Genomic DNA, 17,451 nt, shown 5'->3' on the forward strand with positions numbered 1-17,451 from the left:
GGGGCATCGGACAACTGATGTGGCGAAGCGTTCTGCTCTCTGAGTTATCCCGTACCCGCTTGTGGCGGGTCTACTGCCAAATACCCGGACAATTGTTTAGAGAATAATCTGCCCGTGAAAAACCGTGGTTGCGGGCCCGGTCATAGTAACTGGCTGGCCGGGTCCGCTCCAGTGAATTGTCAGTGTGCCGCCGGGGAGCTGAATTTGGACTTTGTCATCCACCAGGTTTCGCAGGCGAGCGTATACCATGGCAGCACAGGCGCCGGTGCCACAGGCACGAGTTTCGCCAACGCCGCGCTCAAATACCCTGAGCCGGGCTTCGGTGCGTGTATCCACTTGCAGAAAGCCAGCGTTGACCTTTTGTGGGAACCGCGGGTGGCGTTCAATTAGGGGCCCGAGTCTTTCTACCGGTGCGGAAGCGATATCTTCCACCAGCAGAACCGCGTGGGGGTTTCCCATGGATACAGCACCAATGGTGAAGGTCTCCCCGTCCACTTCCAGGGGATAGGACTCTGCACGGCGATCGGCGGAAAAAGGTACTTTTTGGGGCTCAAGGACTGGTGCTCCCATATCGACACTAACCTGATCCCCGTCCAGCACTCTAAGGTGCAGTAAACCGGCGGCAGTTTCTACTTGGATATTTTTCTTACCGGTAAGGCGGCGTTCACGTACAAAGCGGGCAAAGCAGCGGGCGCCATTGCCGCAATTTTCCACTTCGCTGCCATCGGCGTTAAATATGCGATAGCGAAAATCCGCCTCGGGTGTGCGGGGCGGCTCCACCAGCAGTACCTGGTCGCAGCCCACGCCGAGGCAGCGGTCTGCCAGGCGACGAGTTTTTTCCGGGGTCAGTTTAATTTTTTGGCTGACGCCGTCGAGCATCACGAAATCGTTGCCGAGCCCATGCATCTTGCTGAATTTAACGCGCATTCCATTTCTCTGTTCGTACTGATTTTCCGCGGCGTTAGCTGCGGTTTGGGGCCCGGGCTGAAAAATGGACCCCACTGCGATGCAAGTAGCTGATCAGGCTTTTTTGGGGACAGTGGTCTCACCGCGAACCAAGTCGGCAAAAGTCTCCCGCTCACGCACCAGGTAAGTTTTGTCGCCATCCACAAGTACTTCAGCAGCGCGACAGCGGCTGTTGTAATTGGAACTCATGGTGAAACCGTAAGCACCGGTCGACAACATGGCTAACAGTTGCCCCTCTCGCAGAGATTGGGAGCGGTTTTTACCCAGGAAGTCGCCCGTTTCGCATACCGGACCGACAATATCCCACAGGGTACTTTCACTCTCGTCCGGTGTCACTGGCACAATATCCTGCCACGCCTGGTAAAGGGCCGGACGCAGGTTGTCATTCATGGCGGCATCGACGATAGCGAAGTTGTGCTCTTCGGTACGCTTCAGGTATTCGACCCGGGTCAGCAGGGCGCCGCCGTTGGCGGCAATGGAGCGGCCGGGTTCGAGAATCAGGGATAAATTGCGTTCGCCGATACGCTTGTGGACCTCCGCCAGGTAATCCCCGACAGGGGGTGGTTCCTCACCCCGATAGCGCACTCCGAGGCCTCCGCCCAGATCCAGGTGTTCCAGAGTAATTCCCAGCTCGGCGAGCTGATCGATAAGGACCAGCAGGCGATCGAGTGCATCCAGGAAGGGGGCGACTTCGGTGAGCTGGGAACCGATATGGCAATCCACACCGGTAATTTTCAGATGCTCAGAATCCGCTGCGTGCTGATAAACCTCGATCGCCTTGTCTATGGCGATGCCAAATTTATTTTCTTTGAGACCAGTAGAAATATAGGGGTGGGTTTGTGCATCCACATCGGGATTGACCCTGATGGAAATTGGGGCGGTCTTGCCACACTCTGCGGCCACGCGCTCAAGGCGGTCAATTTCCGCTTCTGATTCAATATTGAAGCAGTGCACTCCAACCTCCAGAGCACGCCGCATTTCCTCTGAGGTTTTACCCACTCCGGAAAATACGATTCGCGATGGGTCGCCACCGGCGAGCAGCACTCGCTCAAGTTCCCCGCCGGAAACAATATCAAAGCCCGCCCCCAGCTGTGCCAGCACTGACAGAATGCCCAGGTTACTGTTGGCTTTCACTGCGTAGCAGATTAGGCCGGGACGATTGCCGAGGGCCTCGGCGTAATCCCGATATTGCCGTTCAAAGTGCGCGCGGCTGTAGACATAAGTGGGGGTGCCGAAATTCTCAGCTATTTGTTCCAGTGAAACCTGCTCAGCCCACAGGCTACCGTCGCGATAACTAAACTCTCTCATATGACCGGTTCTTACTCTTCTAAATCTTCCTCGACATTGGAGTCATCCGCTGTGCCCGATTCGTCGTCGACTTCGATAGTCGGGCCGGTCTCAATGGTGTCATCGATATCGAAGTCGGGCCCATAGCCGTCTTCAGATTCAATTTCATCAACGGTTTCCACCGCTTGCTCTGCTGCAGAGCCGGGCTCGCCCGGTTGTGCCGCACCGCTGGTGGGTACTGTCTCCGGCGGGCCACCTGGAATATTGGAGGCGGGCATGGCGGGGTCCTGTGGAAGATAGAGAGGACCTTTTTGGCCACAGCCCAGTAACAGTGCGGTGGCACCGATGGTGATGGTTAATAGAGAGAGTCGTTTTTTGAGCATCGATAACATCCTGAGAGTCGGAGAGTCGGAGATTCGCAGCGGCAACCGGCAAAAGCCTGATAGTATAGCGGCCCACCTGATTCAACACATTACACGGTAACAGAAGTAACCAAAGATGAGCCAAGCGGAATATGATGCGGCTGTGGAGCAGACTCTAATCGGTATTGAGGATGCACTCGATCACTGCGATTGGGATATTGACTACGAACGCAGTGATGCGGTGCTGACCCTGACCCTGGAAGACAATGGCAGCCAGGTAATTCTCTCGCGCCAGTCCGCCAACCGGGAGTTGTGGGTCGCCGCTAAATCCGGCGGCTACCATCTTTCTTTTGAAAACCCCGGTTGGAAGTGCACCACGACCGGTGAGGACCTGCCGACTTTGCTCGACCGCGTATTGAGCGAGCAGCAAGGCGAACAGGTTTCCCTCGGATTATCCGCTTAAACGCGCTGCGAAATCTCTTCCCGTGCGCGCTTACAGGCCGCGCGCACCTGGTTCGGTGCGGTACCGCCAATATGATCGCGAGCCGCAACCGAGCCCTCTAAAGTCAGCACCTCAAATACATCTTCGCCAATTTCTGTTGAGAACTGTTGTAGTTGGGCCAGGCTGAGTTCGGATAAGTCTTTATCCTGTTCAATAGCAAAGGATACGGACTGCCCGACAATTTCGTGAGCATCGCGGAAGGCCACCCCTTTGCGTACCAGGTAATCAGCCAGGTCCGTCGCGGTGGAGAAGCCCTTGGCCGCAGCTTCCAGCATATTTTCTTTTTTTGCCTTCAGTGCCGGCACCATATCGGCAAACGCGCGCAGGCAATCCAGAGCGGTATCGGCGGCATCGAATAGCGGCTCTTTATCTTCCTGGTTGTCCTTGTTGTAGGCCAGCGGTTGGCTCTTCATCAGTGTGAGCAGCGCAATCAGGTGGCCGTTAACCCGGCCGGTTTTTCCGCGCACCAGCTCCGGAACATCGGGGTTTTTCTTCTGCGGCATAATTGAGGAGCCGGTGCAGAAGCGATCGGGCAGGTCAATAAAGTCGAACTGGCTGGAGGTCCACAGCACCAGCTCTTCACTGGCCCTAGACAGATGGGTGAGCAGCAGTGCGGCGAAAGCACAGAACTCGATAGCGAAGTCCCGGTCGCTGACTGAGTCGAGGGAGTTTTCTGTGGGGGCATCGAAGCCCAGCAGCTCCGCTGTGCGTGCGCGATTGATCGGATAGCTGGTGCCGGCCAGTGCTGCGGCTCCCAACGGTGAGCGGTTAACCCGTTTGCGGCAATCCATCAGGCGCTCGAAATCCCGGCTCAGCATGGCATTCCAGGCCAGTAAGTGGTGGCCAAAGGTCACCGGTTGCGCGCTCTGTAAGTGAGTAAAACCGGGCATAATGGTATCGGCTTCGCGCTCCGCCAAATCGACCAAGCCATTTTGCAGGCGGGTCAGTTCGGCAGCAATCAGATCGATGCGCCCACGCAGCCACAGGCGGATGTCGGTTGCCACCTGATCGTTGCGCGAGCGGCCGGTATGCAGTTTCTTGCCAGTGGCACCAATGCGTTGGGTCAGGCGCGCTTCGATATTCATATGGACATCTTCGAGCTGCACAGACCAGGGAAATTCTCCCGCTTTTATCTCTTCGGCGATGCCCTTCAGGCCGTCGGCTATCTTGTGATATTCATCAGCACTTAATACCCCCACTTCTGACAACATCTGCGCGTGGGCAAGTGATCCCTGGATGTCTTCCATGGCCATGCGCTGGTCAAAAGTCACCGAGGCGGTAAATCGCTCGACAAAGGCATCGGTGGCTTCACTAAAGCGGCCGCCCCAGAGTTTGGCGGCAGGATTGTTGGCGGACTCGGAGGGGGATTTTTCGTTACTCATGGTTTTCCTGGCTGCAGTGAGATGAAAGGCTGGGGAGCTTGGTGATATCTTGCGCTTGGAACTTTGGGACAATCAAGAATAACAACTGCATGTCATTCCCCTGGCCGTCGGGCATTATAACGCAGAAAATTCGAAAATATCGCACGGAAAATAAGGATTCTGCGCTATCTGGGCAGCTTCCGTTTCTGCCAGACCTCTGTAGTGTCACCTCTCTGGCGGTACTGGTATTGATGGGGGAATTGCTGGCATTGGTACTGGTCCTGGCCCTGGATGGTTTACCGGAATTCAGTTGGCAGCGCCTGGGGCTGATCTCTCTGGTGATCCAATGGGTGATATTGCCCTCGGCCGCGCTACTTTGCCGACTTCGGCCGAGCCTGGCGAAAATGCCCCACAAACTCGCTGGCGGCTTGAGTTTTATTGCAGTGCTGTCGGTGCTCATATTGGTGATGGCAGTGCAGCGCTCCCTGCGCGCGGTGCTGTTACAGACCAGCTTTGACAGTTGGGGGTTTGCGGGCGACTGCCTGCTTGGGGCTATTTGTGCGGGGGTGGTATTGCGCTACGCCTATCTTCAGCAGCAACTCTACAACCAGCAGCAGGCGGAGCTCGGTGCCCGAATTGAGGCACTTCAATCGCGGATTCGCCCCCATTTCCTCTTTAACAGTATGAACAGCCTGGCTAGTTTGATCGCTGTTGATCCTGATCGCGCGGAGCGATTGGTAGAGGATTTATGTGCATTATTTCGTGCAAGCCTCGCCGATCCAAAGCTGGTGCCTTTAGCGCAAGAGATTACTCTAGCCCAACGCTATTTGGAGATTGAAGCCCTGCGTCTGGGGGAGCGTTTACGCCAGAGTTGGCAGCTAGACGAGGGCCTGGATAAGGTTCAGCTGCCCAGTATGTTGCTACAACCCCTATTGGAGAATGCGGTGTTGCACGGTGTGGCACAGTTGCGGGCAGGCGGAGAGATCAGAGTACAACTCTCGCAAGAGGGGGGCATGTTCAAAGTTGTTATTGAAAACCCGTTGCCACAGGACAGTGCAGTTCCTGCGAAGACTGGTAATGGCATGGCGACAGAGAATATTCGCCAGCGTCTCACTGCATACTACGGCGATCGCTTCAAATTTACCGCCCGTCGGGAGGAGGGCCGGTACCGGGTCATACTACAGCTACCCTTATCTCCCCGGGAAGTGGACCGGCGGGAAATAGAGTCCACCACAAATTCCAAGAAGACTATCGAGGTGATGGAGTGACCCAATTGCGCGTACTGATTGTTGATGACGAGCCTTTGGCTCGTGCCCGTCTGCACCGGCAGTTGGAGAGGATCGATAATTGTATTGCTGTAGGAGAAGCGGCAGATATTGAAGCCGGACTATCACAGATCCGCGAACTCGACCCGGACCTTGTGCTACTGGATATTGAAATGCCCGGTGGTAGTGGCCTGGAATTGGCTCAGCAGTTATCCAGCTTTGTGTATCCGCCGGCAATAATTTTCTGCACTGCCCACGATGAGTTTGCTTTGCCCGCTTTTGCCACCTCAGCGATTGGTTATCTATTAAAACCTGTGAATGTCGAACAGCTGCGCGAGGCAGTTTCCAAAGCGCAGCGTCTGAGTAAGCTGCAGCAGCAGTTGTTAACCAAGCAGGATCTGGAGGAGCCCAGTGGCCGCAGCCGCATTAAGGCGATAAGCCGCCTGGGGGTGGAGCTGCTGGATGTAGATTCTATCCGCTGTCTGGTTGCGGACAGCAAGTATGTTGTAGCCCATCACTCCGCTGGAGAGACCATTCTGGATGAGTCTCTAAAAGAGCTTGAAAGTGAGTTTGGACAGCGTTTCGTGCGTATTCACCGCAGCGCACTGGTGGCTGTGCAATATATTGTTGGGTTGCGCAGGGACGGTACAAATTACCGGGTAGAGCTGGATGGCGTAACAGCAGCGCCGCTGGTGAGCCGGCGCATGCTGCCTTCGGTAAAAGGATTGATCGCAGAGATGTGTTAGAGCTTAAATGCTTCCGCGGATAAAAACAGCGAGTACGGCTGCAACCATTAATACCGCAAAACATACCCTGATTATTCGCGCCTGCCTGGGTTTATGAAAAACCGGCCTCAGGCTTCCTCCTAAGCACAACCAGATAAAATCCACCGCAGCGGCTACCAGTAAACAGACCAAGCCTGTGGCTAAATAGCTCAGGCCACTCTCTTCAATCGGTAGTAAGAATTGGGAGAATATGGCGAGAAAAGCAGCATAGGCCTTGGGATTCAATAAGTTAAAAATAAACCCATCCAGCAGCGACGGAGGCTGAGCCGTCGACGATTCGCCCTGCTCCAGTACCGGGGCCGTGGCAATTTTGATCGCGATATAGCCAATATATAAGGCACCGCAAAGCTGAACCGCCAAGCGCGCTTCTGGCCAGGCTGCCAGTAGTGCGGCGATGCCGGCGGTTGCCCCGACAATGGCGACACTCAGGCCAAGCAGGATGCCGATAAGGAAACCGCCGCTTTTTCTCACTCCAAATGTCGCTCCCGATGCGGCCAGGGCAAGTGGTGCTGGACCAGGGGAGCCGAGCAATAGAGCGGTTGCTGCAATTAGTGAAAAGAGTGCTTCTAACATATTTTTTGGTCCTACTTCCCGCCTGCAACGTCAATAAATGAACCGGTAGTAAAGGTGGATTCATCACCGAGTAGCCAAGCCACAGCTTTAGCCACTTCCTCTGCTCGTCCCCCACGCTTGAGTGGAATCGCAGACTTTACTCGCTCAATTCTGTCTGCTTCGCCACCATCAGCGTGCATTTCTGTATAAATAAAGCCAGGCCTAACACCATTTACGCGAATCCCTTCATCGGCAACTTCCTGGCTGAGCCCGATGGTCAGCGTATCGACAGCGCCCTTACTCGCTGCATAGTCGATGTACTCGTTAGGTGATCCCGAACGGCTGGCAGCAGAGGAAATATTCACGATGGTTCCTCCAGTGCCCCCATTTTTGATAGACATTCTTTTGATTGCTTCCCGGCAGCAGAGCAGGGTGCCGGTGATGTTGGTACTCAGGATTTCATTGATGCGCTCAGCGTCCATCGTTTCGACGCGCATTTGCGGTTTAATGATTGCCGCGTTGTTAACCAGGCAGCTAATTGGGCCTAGTTGCTCGTCGACCATATTGAATAGCTGAACAATATCTTTCTCCGAGGAGATATCGGCGCGAACGGCTATTGCTAAAACACCAAAAGATCGAAGCCCGGCGATCAGTTCTTCCGCTTGCTGCTTGCGCTGCCGGTAGCTAATGGCAATCTGATACCCCCTGTGGGCAAGTAATTTGGTTGTCGCGGCACCAATGCCCCGGTTGCCGCCAGTGATCAAGGCAACTTTTTTATTCATATTGATTGGTCACTCTTTAAACGGGATATTGCGCAGGAAAATAGAGACTTATTGAAAGGCTATTTTCTTCCAATAAAAATGCTGCAGAAAAGAGCCTGCGATATTATTCAATATCGGGCGGGATCAGCTTTTGCATTGCGGAAGTATCCGCAGCGGATTATACCGGGTGAAAACCGTTTACAGGCTGGGGACCTTTGATATGTCTGTAAACGGTTTTGATCTGGCTGGATCGGGGGCTAGTAGAGCTGAGGACCACCGTCTCCGTACTCTGAATCATTTTGTAGACTCAACTCGCCAGCGGCACTATTTAAGTACTCGGCATCGGATTCGGATTTGAGCTTAATCATCAGGCGCAAATCGTTGGCGGAGTCGGCGTGGGAGAGGGCATCCTCATAGGTAATTTCTCCCCCATCGTAGAGCTCGTAGAGTGCCTGGTCGAAGGTCTGCATTCCCTGCTCACCAGAGCGCTTCATCAACTCCTTGATCTTATCCACTTCGCCCTTGCGGATCAGGTCCGACATCAGCGGGGTATTGATCATGATTTCAAGGCAGGCACGGCGGCCATCGCCATCGGGGGTCGGTACCAGCTGCTGGGCCACCATCGCCTTCAGGTTGAGGGACAGGTCCATAAACAACTGTTTGTGGCGGTCTGCCGGGAAGAAGTGAATGATCCGATCTAGGGCCTGGTTAGCATTGTTGGCGTGGAGGGTGCACAGACACAAATGGCCAGTCTCGGCGAAAGCGATGGCGTGGTCCATGGTTTCGCGGGAGCGCACCTCACCGATCAGAATAACATCTGGCGCCTGACGCAGAGTGTTTTTCAGGGCTACATCGAAAGACTCGGTATCCAGGCCCACTTCGCGCTGGGTCACAATACAGCCGCGATGCTGGTGGATAAATTCGATCGGGTCCTCAATGGTGATGATATGGCCCTTGGTGTTCTCATTGCGGTGGCCGATCATGGAGGCGAGGGATGTGGACTTACCGGTACCGGTGGCGCCCACAAAAATGATCAGCCCGCGTTTGGTCATGGCCAGGTCTTTGAGTACGTCGGGTAGTCCGAGTCCATCGATAGTGGGGATTTTGGTTTCGATGCGACGCAGCACCATACCCACCAGATTGCGCTGAAAGAAGGCCGATACCCGGAAACGCCCCACGTTGCGCACTGCAATCGCGAAGTTCAATTCCTTTTGCTCGGCAAACTCGCGCCGCTGTTTCTCGTTCATGGTTCCCACCACCAGCTCGCGCGCTTTCTCTGGCGTGAGCGCGGTGCTGCTGCAGGGCACCACTCGGCCGTGCAGTTTTATGGAGGGCGGGACGCCCGCCGTGATAAATAAATCCGAAGCGCCCTTCTCTACAACCAGTTGTAGAAGTCTTTCAATATCCATGGTGTTTACCGCGTTTTATCTCGACTTTTCTTCCCCAGATTGGGGGCGGGTTTTGGCCGTTTAGAAGTTCTCCGGCATCTTGGCTTTTTCGCGAGCCACTTCGCGACTGATAATGCGGCGTGCCACCAGGTCTTCCAGACATTGGTCCATGGTCTGCATGCCGACGCTGGCTCCGGTCTGGATGGCCGAGTACATCTGCGCGATTTTGTCTTCGCGGATCAGGTTACGGATGGCTGGGGTACCGCGCATAATTTCGTGGGCAGCGACCCGGCCACCGCCGTTTTTCTTCATTAGCGTCTGGGAGATAACGGCCTGAAGGGATTCCGACAGCATTGAACGCACCATGGCTTTCTCCTGCGCCGGGAATACATCCACCACACGGTCAATGGTTTTGGCGGCGGAAGTGGTGTGCAGGGTGCCGAATACCAAGTGACCGGTCTCTGCCGCAGTCAGAGCCAGGCGAATGGTTTCCAGGTCCCGCATCTCACCTACGAGAATGATATCCGGGTCTTCACGCAGTGCAGAGCGCAGTGCTTCGGCAAAGCCGTGGGTATCACGGTGTACCTCACGCTGGTTCACCAGGCACTTCTTGGATTCGTGCACAAATTCGATCGGGTCCTCGATGGTGAGGATATGCTCGTATTTGTTGTCGTTGATGTAGTCCATCATCGCCGCCAGGGTGGTGGACTTACCGGAACCCGTGGGCCCGGTCACCAGCACCAAGCCACGGGGAGTATCCGAAATCTGCTTGAATACCTGACCCATTCCCAAGTCTTCCATAGTGAGAACTTTGGAGGGAATGGTCCGGAATACGGCGCCGGCACCTCGGTTGTGGTTAAAGGCGTTTACACGAAAGCGGGCGACACCGGGGACTTCAAAAGAAAAGTCTGTTTCCAGTAGTTCTTCGTAATCCTTGCGCTGCTTATCGTTCATGATCTCGTAGATTAGGCCGTGTACCTGCTTGTGCTCCATTGAGGGCAGGTTGATACGGCGCACGTCGCCGTCGACACGGATCATCGGCGGCAGGCCCGCCGAGAGGTGTAAGTCCGAGGCGTTTTGCTTGGCGCTAAAGGCGAGGAGTTCAGTGATATCCATACTGCTACCTTATGGTTCTTGTTTGGGCTCAGGTAAAATCGCCGCTCAAATCGGTAAGGGCATCAGTATATGCGCAAAGAGACAATCGTCGAAAACCTGAATGCAGTAGGTGAGCGGATTGTGACATGCTGCAACAACTGCGATCGCAACCCCGCAGAAATTACCTTGTTGGCGGTTTCCAAAACACGACCGGCGGAAGACCTGCGGATTGCTTTTGCTGCTGGCCAGCATCACTTTGGCGAAAATTATTTACAGGAAGCCCTGCAAAAACAGGATGCCCTGTCCGACCTGGATATTCACTGGCATTTTATTGGGCCGCTTCAATCGAACAAAAGCCGCGCTGTGGCAGAGCGATTCCAATGGATGCACACGGTGGATCGCTTAAAAATTGCCCAGCGTTTGTCGGCACAGCGCCCCAGTAATATGACACCACTCAATATCTGCTTGCAGGTGAATATCGATGGCGAGCAGAGCAAGTCTGGCATAGCTCCACAGGATTTGGTGGCTCTGGCGCGTGAAGTGATGATATTGCCGGGGCTGTGCCTGCGTGGCTTGATGGCGATTCCCGCTGCTCGTGACAATGTATTTGAGCAGGAAAAACCATTTATCCAGTTGGCAGGGTTGCTGCAAAGTCTTCGTGAAGAATTTCCTGAGCAGACCTTCGATACTCTATCCATGGGGATGTCTAAAGATATGGAGGCTGCTATTGCCTGCGGCGCCACTATTGTGCGTATCGGCACAGATATTTTTGGGGCACGAAACTATTCTGCATGACAGAATTAGTACGCAAGTAGATTTTTTTGGGATACGGGATGACAAAATCTGGGACTGTAGATGTATTGCTGCTGCTTTTATCAGTGAGCGCGGTGCTATCTCTGTCTGTAACGAATAGTGTACTGGTGACTTGGGTGGCGCTTGAGTGGTTGGCTTTAATCTGCCTGATTGCATTTGTTTCTCCCAAAATCTCATTGGTTACCGGTTTTTTGAATTCGGCAGTTATTGGGATATTCGGAGATAAGAGCCGCTATTGGCTTTGGATACTGGCGATTGTTCTGAACTTGATCGCGATTGTGGAAACATTTCCTTTTTTGTTTAGTTAATCAGGGGCTCCTTACATAGTTAAGTTCTAAAAAGAAAACGGCCCTAAAGGCCGTTTTCTTTCTCTGGGAACAAATAATTATTGTTCATTCAAGCTGAGCTGCTTTTTTTGATCTTCACTCAGCAGGTGTTGGGCAAAAAAGAGCGCTGTTGCCTGGGTAAAGGCATCACTGTTCTCTTTCTTGCGGTAACCGTGCCCTTCATTGAGTGCGTTCATATACCAGACTTGATTGCCATTCTCGCGAAGTGCAGCCACGATTTGCTCAGCTTCGGTGACAGGTACCCGAGGGTCATTTTGTCCCTGCACTACGAACATTGGCACCTGGATCTTGTCCACATTGTTGTTGGGGCTGATTTTTTCCAGGAAAGCGCGCATCTGCGGATCCCGCTCATCACCGTATTCGACTCGACGAAGGTCGCGACGATAGCTCTTGGTATTGGTGAGGAAGGTGACAAAGTTAGAGATGCCGACGATATCCACTGCTGCTTTTAAACGATCGGAGTAGTAAACACTACTGGCCAGCACCATGTAACCACCGTAGCTGCCGCCAAACACAGCAACGCGTTCCGGATCCAGATCAGGCTGGGTAGCAATCCAATCCAGAAGAGCACCGATATCCCTGACTGAGTCCTCGCGCTTGTAGCCGTTATCCATGGCTAGGTAGCTCTTACCATAACCAGCGGACCCGCGTACATTTGGAGCAATTACAGCAACGCCAAGTTTTTCTAGCCACAGCTGGTATGTGCTGGAAAACATGGGGCGGTACTGTCCTTCAGGGCCACCGTGGATTGAAATAACCACAGGTACAGGGCCTTTGGCATTGCGCGGCTTATAGACGAATGCGGGAATTTCACGCGGCTTTCCATCCACCTCGTCGAAAGTGGGATAGTGCACCAGTTCGGGTTCGACAAAGCTTTCGCTGTCGAGACCACCGACTTCACTAAATGTCCATCGGGTAAGGTCACCACTGGATAGCGGGCGGCGGCCAAGGTCCATTACAAAGGAATCGGAGGGAGTTTTAGGCGTGTTTAGGGTTAGGGCCAGCTTATCACCTTCGGGGTTAAATTCTATTCCGCCGATAAGACCGATCGGCAGAGAGTCGACCTTGCGGTAGCGGTCATTGCGTGGATCGTATAGATAGAGGGTGGACATACCATTTTCGTTGGCGACAAAAGCGCCGCGGCGACCGTCTTTACTGAGGATAAAGCTGCTGATATCCCAGGGGATATCGGAGGTAATTATCTTTTCATCGCCACTCTCCAGGTCTTTGCGGATCAGTTGGGTAAATTCGCGCCCTTTGTCAGAGATGATATAAACCGAGCGATTGTCATAACTGAAACCCGCTGGGAAATTGCGGGAATCAGCCTCTTCATCGCTCGTACCGGCGAGTAGTGAGACTTCGCCGCTGTCGAGATCCAGCAAATGGACATTAGATCGAGTGGAGGAGATATATTGCATGACCAAAATTTGGCTGCCGGATTGTGAGAAATCACTGGGACCCCACCAACTGCCATCCTCAGACTTAAGGATCAAGCGGTCTTCTTTTTTGTCACTGTCGAAAGTGGTTAGCCATATATCATTGGCCCTGCCATCTCGGCGAGTACTTTGGTAAGCGATAGCTGAGCCCTGCTTATTCCAGAGAATACTGCCATTGCGAGACTCACCATCAGTAATCATCTCGCTAGTGCCATTTTCTGTATCAAACAGGAAAATCTGGGCGTATTCATTGCCGCCGGCATCCATGGTGAATGCCAGTTGGCGGTGCTCCGGGCGGGTAGAGATGCCGCCTATCGGTTCTTCGAAAAAGGTTAGCTGTCGGCGAGCGCCACCTGCATTCTCTACCTTGTGTAATTGAGAAACTTCGCCGAAGCGGGTACTGACATAGATACCGTTACCTTCAAGGTCCCAGCCCCGGAAGCTAGCTGAGCGTACGTTCTGATAACGATTGAGCTCATTGATGATAGTTTGGGGAATGTTTGGCACATCTTCGAGTACCAATTGGCCGTTGTTTAGCGTACGAGTTTCTACTGCACCAGCGGCACTGGTCGCAGTGATCAGTGTCGCTATAAGCAGTGAACGCCATCCTTTTTGCATACTGTCCTCCGTTAGGAGCCACTTGGTATGGCTCTCTTGTTATTTGAATCTGGCGGCCACATATTAGCGGAATGCCCCGAACGGGGAAAAGCAACAAAATTTTTGTAACCGCCCAAGGTGATATGAGTGAGTACAGCGAACCCTAAGATGGTTTTTATTGGTGGCGCCGGCAATATGGCGGGGGCAGTGATCGGTGGTTTGGTGGCCTCCGGTTATCCGGCGGACCGGATCACTGCTACAGGCCGTGATCGGGACAAACTCAATGCTTTTGCCGAGAGCCATGGGGTAGCTATTAGTGACGATAATGTTGCCTCTATTATCGATGCCGATGTAATTGTGCTGTCGGTGAAACCGCAGGTTATGCGAGAACTTTGTGAGGGGCTGAAACCCCATTTGGTGGATCGCTCGCCCTTGATTATCACTTTTGCTGCGGGAATTCCGCTCGCGGCTTATCACCGTTGGATGGGAATGCACCTCCCTATTGTCAGGGCTATGCCTAATACCCCGGCCCTGGTGCAAACCGGAGTTACCGGTCTTTATGCCGATAGCAAGGTTACGGATGAACAGAAGGAACTTGCCGAGCGCATCGTCGATGCGGTAGGTATCTCATATTGGGTTGAGGAAGAGCGCGGCATCGATCAGGTGATTGCGGTAGCGGGATCGGCACCGGCTTACTTTTTCCAGTTTATGGAGGCCATGATTGATGCGGCTTCCGCCGGTGGCCTTGCCCGTGCGGATGCGGAGCGCCTTGTGTTGCAAACTGCCCTGGGCGCCGCCAAACTGGCGGTCGCCAGCGATGTTGATGTCGCCCAGTTGAAGCGCAATGTGATGTCACCAGGTGGAACCACTGAGCGCGCTGTTCAACGTTTCGAGAAGGGTGGGTTGCCGCAGTTAGTGGCCGATGCCATGCGCGATTGCGAGGAGCGGGCGACGGAAATGGCAAAGGAATTGGATCGGTAACAGGTTCCGGTCCAGTTGGGTAGGTGCAGCGGTGGCTGCTGAGAATCTTTTTGTTTAGGGTTTATCCATGGTCAATACCTTCAGCGATATCGGCGTTTATGTCGTGGGCATACTGGGCATTTTGTTCCTTTTCGCCGTGTTATTGCGTTTCCTATTGCAGTTGGGCCGTGCGGATTTTTACAACCCCATATCTCAGGGAGTTGTGAAGGTTACCAACCCTTTGCTGCTGCCGCTGCGCAAAGTGGTGCCAGGACTTTTTGGCGTCGATATGGCCTCAGTAGTACTGGCGTTGATAGTCGGTTGGGCGATGATTATGGCTTGCGCCATGATTGCAGGTTACGGCCTGGTTAACCCCCTCAGTGCCCTGCTGTGGTCGTTGATCGGCTGTGTCTCCACTGTGATAGCGATGGTGTTTGTCGGCTTATTGGTCTCCATCGTTGCCAGTTGGATTGCGCCGAATAGCGGCCATCCAATTCTAATTTTACTGCACCAACTCCTGGAGCCATTTTGCGGACCTGTGCGACGCTTGATCCCGCCGTTGGGGGTGATTGATATCAGCCCGATATTTGTCTTTATCCTGCTCACTGTGATTAACAGGCTGCTTATTGGTTTTGCCCAAATGGCCAACATGCCGGCTTTCGTGTACAGCCTGTTTTGGCATATCCCCGGCTTTTAACCGGACTCTGATCACCCCAAAATATCCCCTGCATCTTTCAAGCCCCGCCCTCTGGGGCTTGTGCAGTTGTTCGAAGGTTTCTTAAATTGTGACCGGCTGAACATTTCTTCACCTGTGCGTACTAGATCGTATTTGGCGCGGTGTTAGACTCTTATACTATCGATTGACGGCCCTTTCTCTTGTCTTAGTAGGGGCCGGTAGTCCCGGGTCTCAATAACAAGAACACCGTGAAATGGAAGACGCACTTTTACGCCAGCATATTTCTGACTACGACCGTTGGAAAAAGAATCTCGATCGCCAGTTTGCCCACTTCAGCCAATGGCTTGAACAGCACTTCTCTAATTCTGCTGGTGCCTGCCAGGTTGTACAGCAGGCCCGCGCCCTACTTGCAGATGACCAGTTCACCCTGGTTTTAGTTGGGGAGTTTTCACGGGGGAAAACTGAACTGCTCAATGCCCTGTTGTCGCAAACTTACGGCCAGCGTCTACTGCCCTCAAGACCGGGGCGCACCACTATGTGCCCCACGGAAATTTTCAGTGATGGCGGTGAGCGCGCCAGTCTGCGGCTGCTTCCGATTGAGACCCTGGCGACGAATACCAGCCTGGAGAGCTTCCGCCGAATTCCGCAAAAATGGGTAACTCACGAGTTTGATGCCAATGATCCCGAGGCAACCCGAGAGACTTTATTGAAGGTTGCCTCGACCAAGTCAGTAATGCCGGAAGAGGCCGCCCGCTATGGCTTTGATCGGCGCCACTTGGATGGCAAGGGGAACCTAGTCGAGATCCCCGCCTGGCGTTTTGCTTTGATTTGTCTGCCGCACCCATTGTTGGATCAGGGGTTGCGTATTATTGATACCCCGGGACTGAACGCCCTAGGCAATGAGCCGGAGCTCACATTGAGTACACTGCCCGGGGCCCAGGCGGTTGCCTTTCTGCTGGCTGCCGATGCTGGGGTAAGTGGTACCGATATGAGCATGTGGGAAACTCACCTGGCGCCACTGCAAGAGCATCGCGGAACATCCGTGATGGCCCTGCTCAACAAGATGGATGTGCTTTGGGATGATCCGGAGGAGGATGCTGAGCTGCTGTTGCGACGCATGCGCGCTGAAGTGGCCGGCCTCTTGTCTCTGCCTCAGGAAAGTGTTGCCGGTGTCTCTGCAAAAATGGCTCTGTTGGGGCGCCAGCAGCGGGATGCTGATTTGGTGCGAAGCAGCCGCTTCGGTGAGTTTGAAAGGATGCTGGTTCAGCGCCTGCTGGAGCACCGGCATAAAATGGCCGAGCACCGCTCACTGCATCAAGCTCTCACCCTGATGGCTGATACCCGCGATCTACTCAAGCGTCGTTTGAATAGTGGCCGGGCAGCGCTGGCTCACCTGCAGCGCAATAGTGGCAACACCTCAGAGCAATTGGCAGAGTTGGAACAGTTGCAGACGACCGTGCGCGAGCAGCATAAGATTTGTCATCAGGAATTGCTGACGCTCAAATCCAGCCAGAGAATGCTTACACGACAAAGCACTTCTTTGTTGGCGCCGATATCCAGACAGCAGTTGCAGGCGCTGATTGACGATACCCTGGCTACTCTCAATCGCCGTTGGACGCCCATGGGCATGGCCAGGGCTATCGATACTTTTATGGAAGGGGTAGACCATCAGATGTCTAACCTCGAGCGGGAAGTGGATCAGGCTAATCGCTTGCTCGACGCTGTATTTGAGCGCTCCAGCTTGAAGAAAGTAGATGATGCCGAGCAGTATTTTACTATCCGCAAATTTCGTTTCGCGTTGCGTGGACTGCATCGCCAGGCCGCTCAGCTGAGGCGATCCCCGCAGTTGTTATTGGCGCGCCGCAGCCGTCTCAGCGAGCGCTTTATTACCACGCTTGCCAGTGAAGTGGGTCGGCTGTACAACGATATGGGTAACAAAGCGGAAAATTGGTTAGAGCAGGCTCTTGAGCCTCTCAAACAGCATGCGCAGTATCAGAAACAATTACTCAATCGCCATTTGATTAAACTCACCGAGTTGAAACAGAAAACGCGCAGCCGCCGCACGGATCTTCGAACTCTCGAGGATGAGGTTCAGCGCAATGATAAGGCGCTGGTGGCGTTAGAGGATTTACTGCGGCACAACAGCACTGCACCACAGCCGGTTGCGCCGGCGCCGCGCGCGCACAATGTAACCCCCTTGAAGGCCTCCCATACCACCTGAATTGGGTGCTAATTGATATTGGTTCTGACTGGCATTTGTTATAAGTTGCAGTGATCTTATTCACTGACTGCTTCGGC

17 protein-coding genes are annotated in these 17,451 nt (G+C 53.8%); 8 read left to right on the forward strand and 9 right to left on the reverse strand.

Annotated elements, in window-relative coordinates:
* Positions 1–96: 96 nt before the first annotated feature.
* From dapF to lptM, 3 genes are all read right to left on the reverse strand, one after another.
* Positions 97–927, reverse strand: coding sequence for a diaminopimelate epimerase (dapF, locus tag ACJJI1_RS08815; RefSeq protein ID WP_413664046.1), 831 nt, complete (start codon positions 925–927; stop codon positions 97–99).
* A gap of 93 nt (positions 928–1,020) precedes the next feature.
* Complete coding sequence (lysA, locus tag ACJJI1_RS08820) at positions 1,021–2,274, reverse strand: diaminopimelate decarboxylase (RefSeq protein ID WP_444940244.1); 1,254 nt, start codon at positions 2,272–2,274, stop codon at positions 1,021–1,023.
* Between the two features lie 11 nt (positions 2,275–2,285).
* Positions 2,286–2,636: an LPS translocon maturation chaperone LptM gene (lptM, locus tag ACJJI1_RS08825; RefSeq protein WP_282930330.1), complete on the reverse strand. Its 351-nt coding sequence runs from the start codon at positions 2,634–2,636 to the stop codon at positions 2,286–2,288.
* Positions 2,637–2,751: 115 nt separating this feature from the next.
* On the opposite strand from lptM, the gene cyaY reads away from it, so the two are divergent.
* A complete protein-coding gene (gene cyaY / locus ACJJI1_RS08830) occupies positions 2,752–3,078 on the forward strand; it encodes an iron donor protein CyaY (protein ID WP_282930329.1) in 327 nt (108 codons plus the stop codon).
* Here the strand turns inward: cyaY and argH are convergent.
* Positions 3,075–4,499, reverse strand: coding sequence for an argininosuccinate lyase (gene argH / locus ACJJI1_RS08835; protein WP_444959117.1), 1,425 nt, complete (start codon positions 4,497–4,499; stop codon positions 3,075–3,077). The two genes, cyaY and argH, sit on opposite strands and share 4 nt — an antisense overlap.
* A gap of 89 nt (positions 4,500–4,588) precedes the next feature.
* Between argH and ACJJI1_RS08840 the strand changes: the two genes are divergently transcribed.
* Together ACJJI1_RS08840 and ACJJI1_RS08845 are read left to right on the forward strand one after the other, a co-directional pair.
* Complete coding sequence (locus tag ACJJI1_RS08840; protein ID WP_444959118.1) at positions 4,589–5,746, forward strand: sensor histidine kinase; 1,158 nt, start codon at positions 4,589–4,591, stop codon at positions 5,744–5,746.
* Entirely contained in the window at positions 5,743–6,489 is a 747-nt protein-coding gene (locus tag ACJJI1_RS08845; RefSeq protein WP_444959119.1) for a LytR/AlgR family response regulator transcription factor, read from the forward strand. The genes ACJJI1_RS08840 and ACJJI1_RS08845 overlap by 4 nt, the downstream gene beginning before the upstream one ends.
* A gap of 3 nt (positions 6,490–6,492) precedes the next feature.
* Here the strand turns inward: ACJJI1_RS08845 and ACJJI1_RS08850 are convergent, their stop codons facing one another.
* From ACJJI1_RS08850 to ACJJI1_RS08865, 4 genes are all read right to left on the reverse strand, one after another.
* A complete protein-coding gene (locus ACJJI1_RS08850; RefSeq protein WP_413664051.1) occupies positions 6,493–7,101 on the reverse strand; it encodes a LysE family translocator in 609 nt (202 codons plus the stop codon).
* Between the two features lie 11 nt (positions 7,102–7,112).
* On the reverse strand, positions 7,113–7,862 hold the full coding sequence (locus tag ACJJI1_RS08855) for an SDR family oxidoreductase (protein ID WP_444959120.1): 750 nt from the start codon (positions 7,860–7,862) through the stop codon (positions 7,113–7,115).
* A 236-nt stretch (positions 7,863–8,098) separates the two neighbouring features.
* Positions 8,099–9,250: a PilT/PilU family type 4a pilus ATPase gene (locus tag ACJJI1_RS08860; RefSeq protein WP_108731394.1), complete on the reverse strand. Its 1,152-nt coding sequence runs from the start codon at positions 9,248–9,250 to the stop codon at positions 8,099–8,101.
* A gap of 60 nt (positions 9,251–9,310) precedes the next feature.
* On the reverse strand, positions 9,311–10,345 hold the full coding sequence (locus ACJJI1_RS08865; protein WP_108731395.1) for a type IV pilus twitching motility protein PilT: 1,035 nt from the start codon (positions 10,343–10,345) through the stop codon (positions 9,311–9,313).
* A 69-nt stretch (positions 10,346–10,414) separates the two neighbouring features.
* On the opposite strand from ACJJI1_RS08865, the gene ACJJI1_RS08870 reads away from it, so the two are divergent.
* Positions 10,415–11,119, forward strand: a complete 705-nt coding sequence (locus tag ACJJI1_RS08870; protein WP_444959121.1) for a YggS family pyridoxal phosphate-dependent enzyme — start codon at positions 10,415–10,417, stop codon at positions 11,117–11,119.
* Positions 11,120–11,157: 38 nt separating this feature from the next.
* A complete protein-coding gene (locus ACJJI1_RS08875) occupies positions 11,158–11,445 on the forward strand; it encodes a hypothetical protein (protein ID WP_444959122.1) in 288 nt (95 codons plus the stop codon).
* 77 nt (positions 11,446–11,522) lie between these two features.
* Here the strand turns inward: ACJJI1_RS08875 and ACJJI1_RS08880 are convergent, their stop codons facing one another.
* Positions 11,523–13,538 carry a S9 family peptidase gene (locus ACJJI1_RS08880; RefSeq protein WP_444959123.1) on the reverse strand — a complete coding sequence of 672 codons (2,016 nt, stop codon included), beginning with the start codon at positions 13,536–13,538 and terminating at the stop codon, positions 11,523–11,525.
* A 126-nt stretch (positions 13,539–13,664) separates the two neighbouring features.
* Between ACJJI1_RS08880 and proC the strand changes: the two genes are divergently transcribed.
* From proC to ACJJI1_RS08895, 3 genes are all read left to right on the forward strand, one after another.
* Positions 13,665–14,498 (forward strand): pyrroline-5-carboxylate reductase, encoded by an 834-nt coding sequence (gene proC / locus ACJJI1_RS08885; protein WP_444959124.1) that lies wholly within the window; start codon positions 13,665–13,667, stop codon positions 14,496–14,498.
* A gap of 67 nt (positions 14,499–14,565) precedes the next feature.
* Positions 14,566–15,174, forward strand: coding sequence for a YggT family protein (locus ACJJI1_RS08890; RefSeq protein ID WP_413664057.1), 609 nt, complete (start codon positions 14,566–14,568; stop codon positions 15,172–15,174).
* Positions 15,175–15,406: 232 nt separating this feature from the next.
* Entirely contained in the window at positions 15,407–17,374 is a 1,968-nt protein-coding gene (locus ACJJI1_RS08895) for a dynamin family protein (RefSeq protein WP_444906643.1), read from the forward strand.
* The last annotated feature ends 77 nt before the right edge of the window (positions 17,375–17,451 follow it).

This window comes from Microbulbifer maximicatervae (SeqCode) (assembly GCF_052467065.1).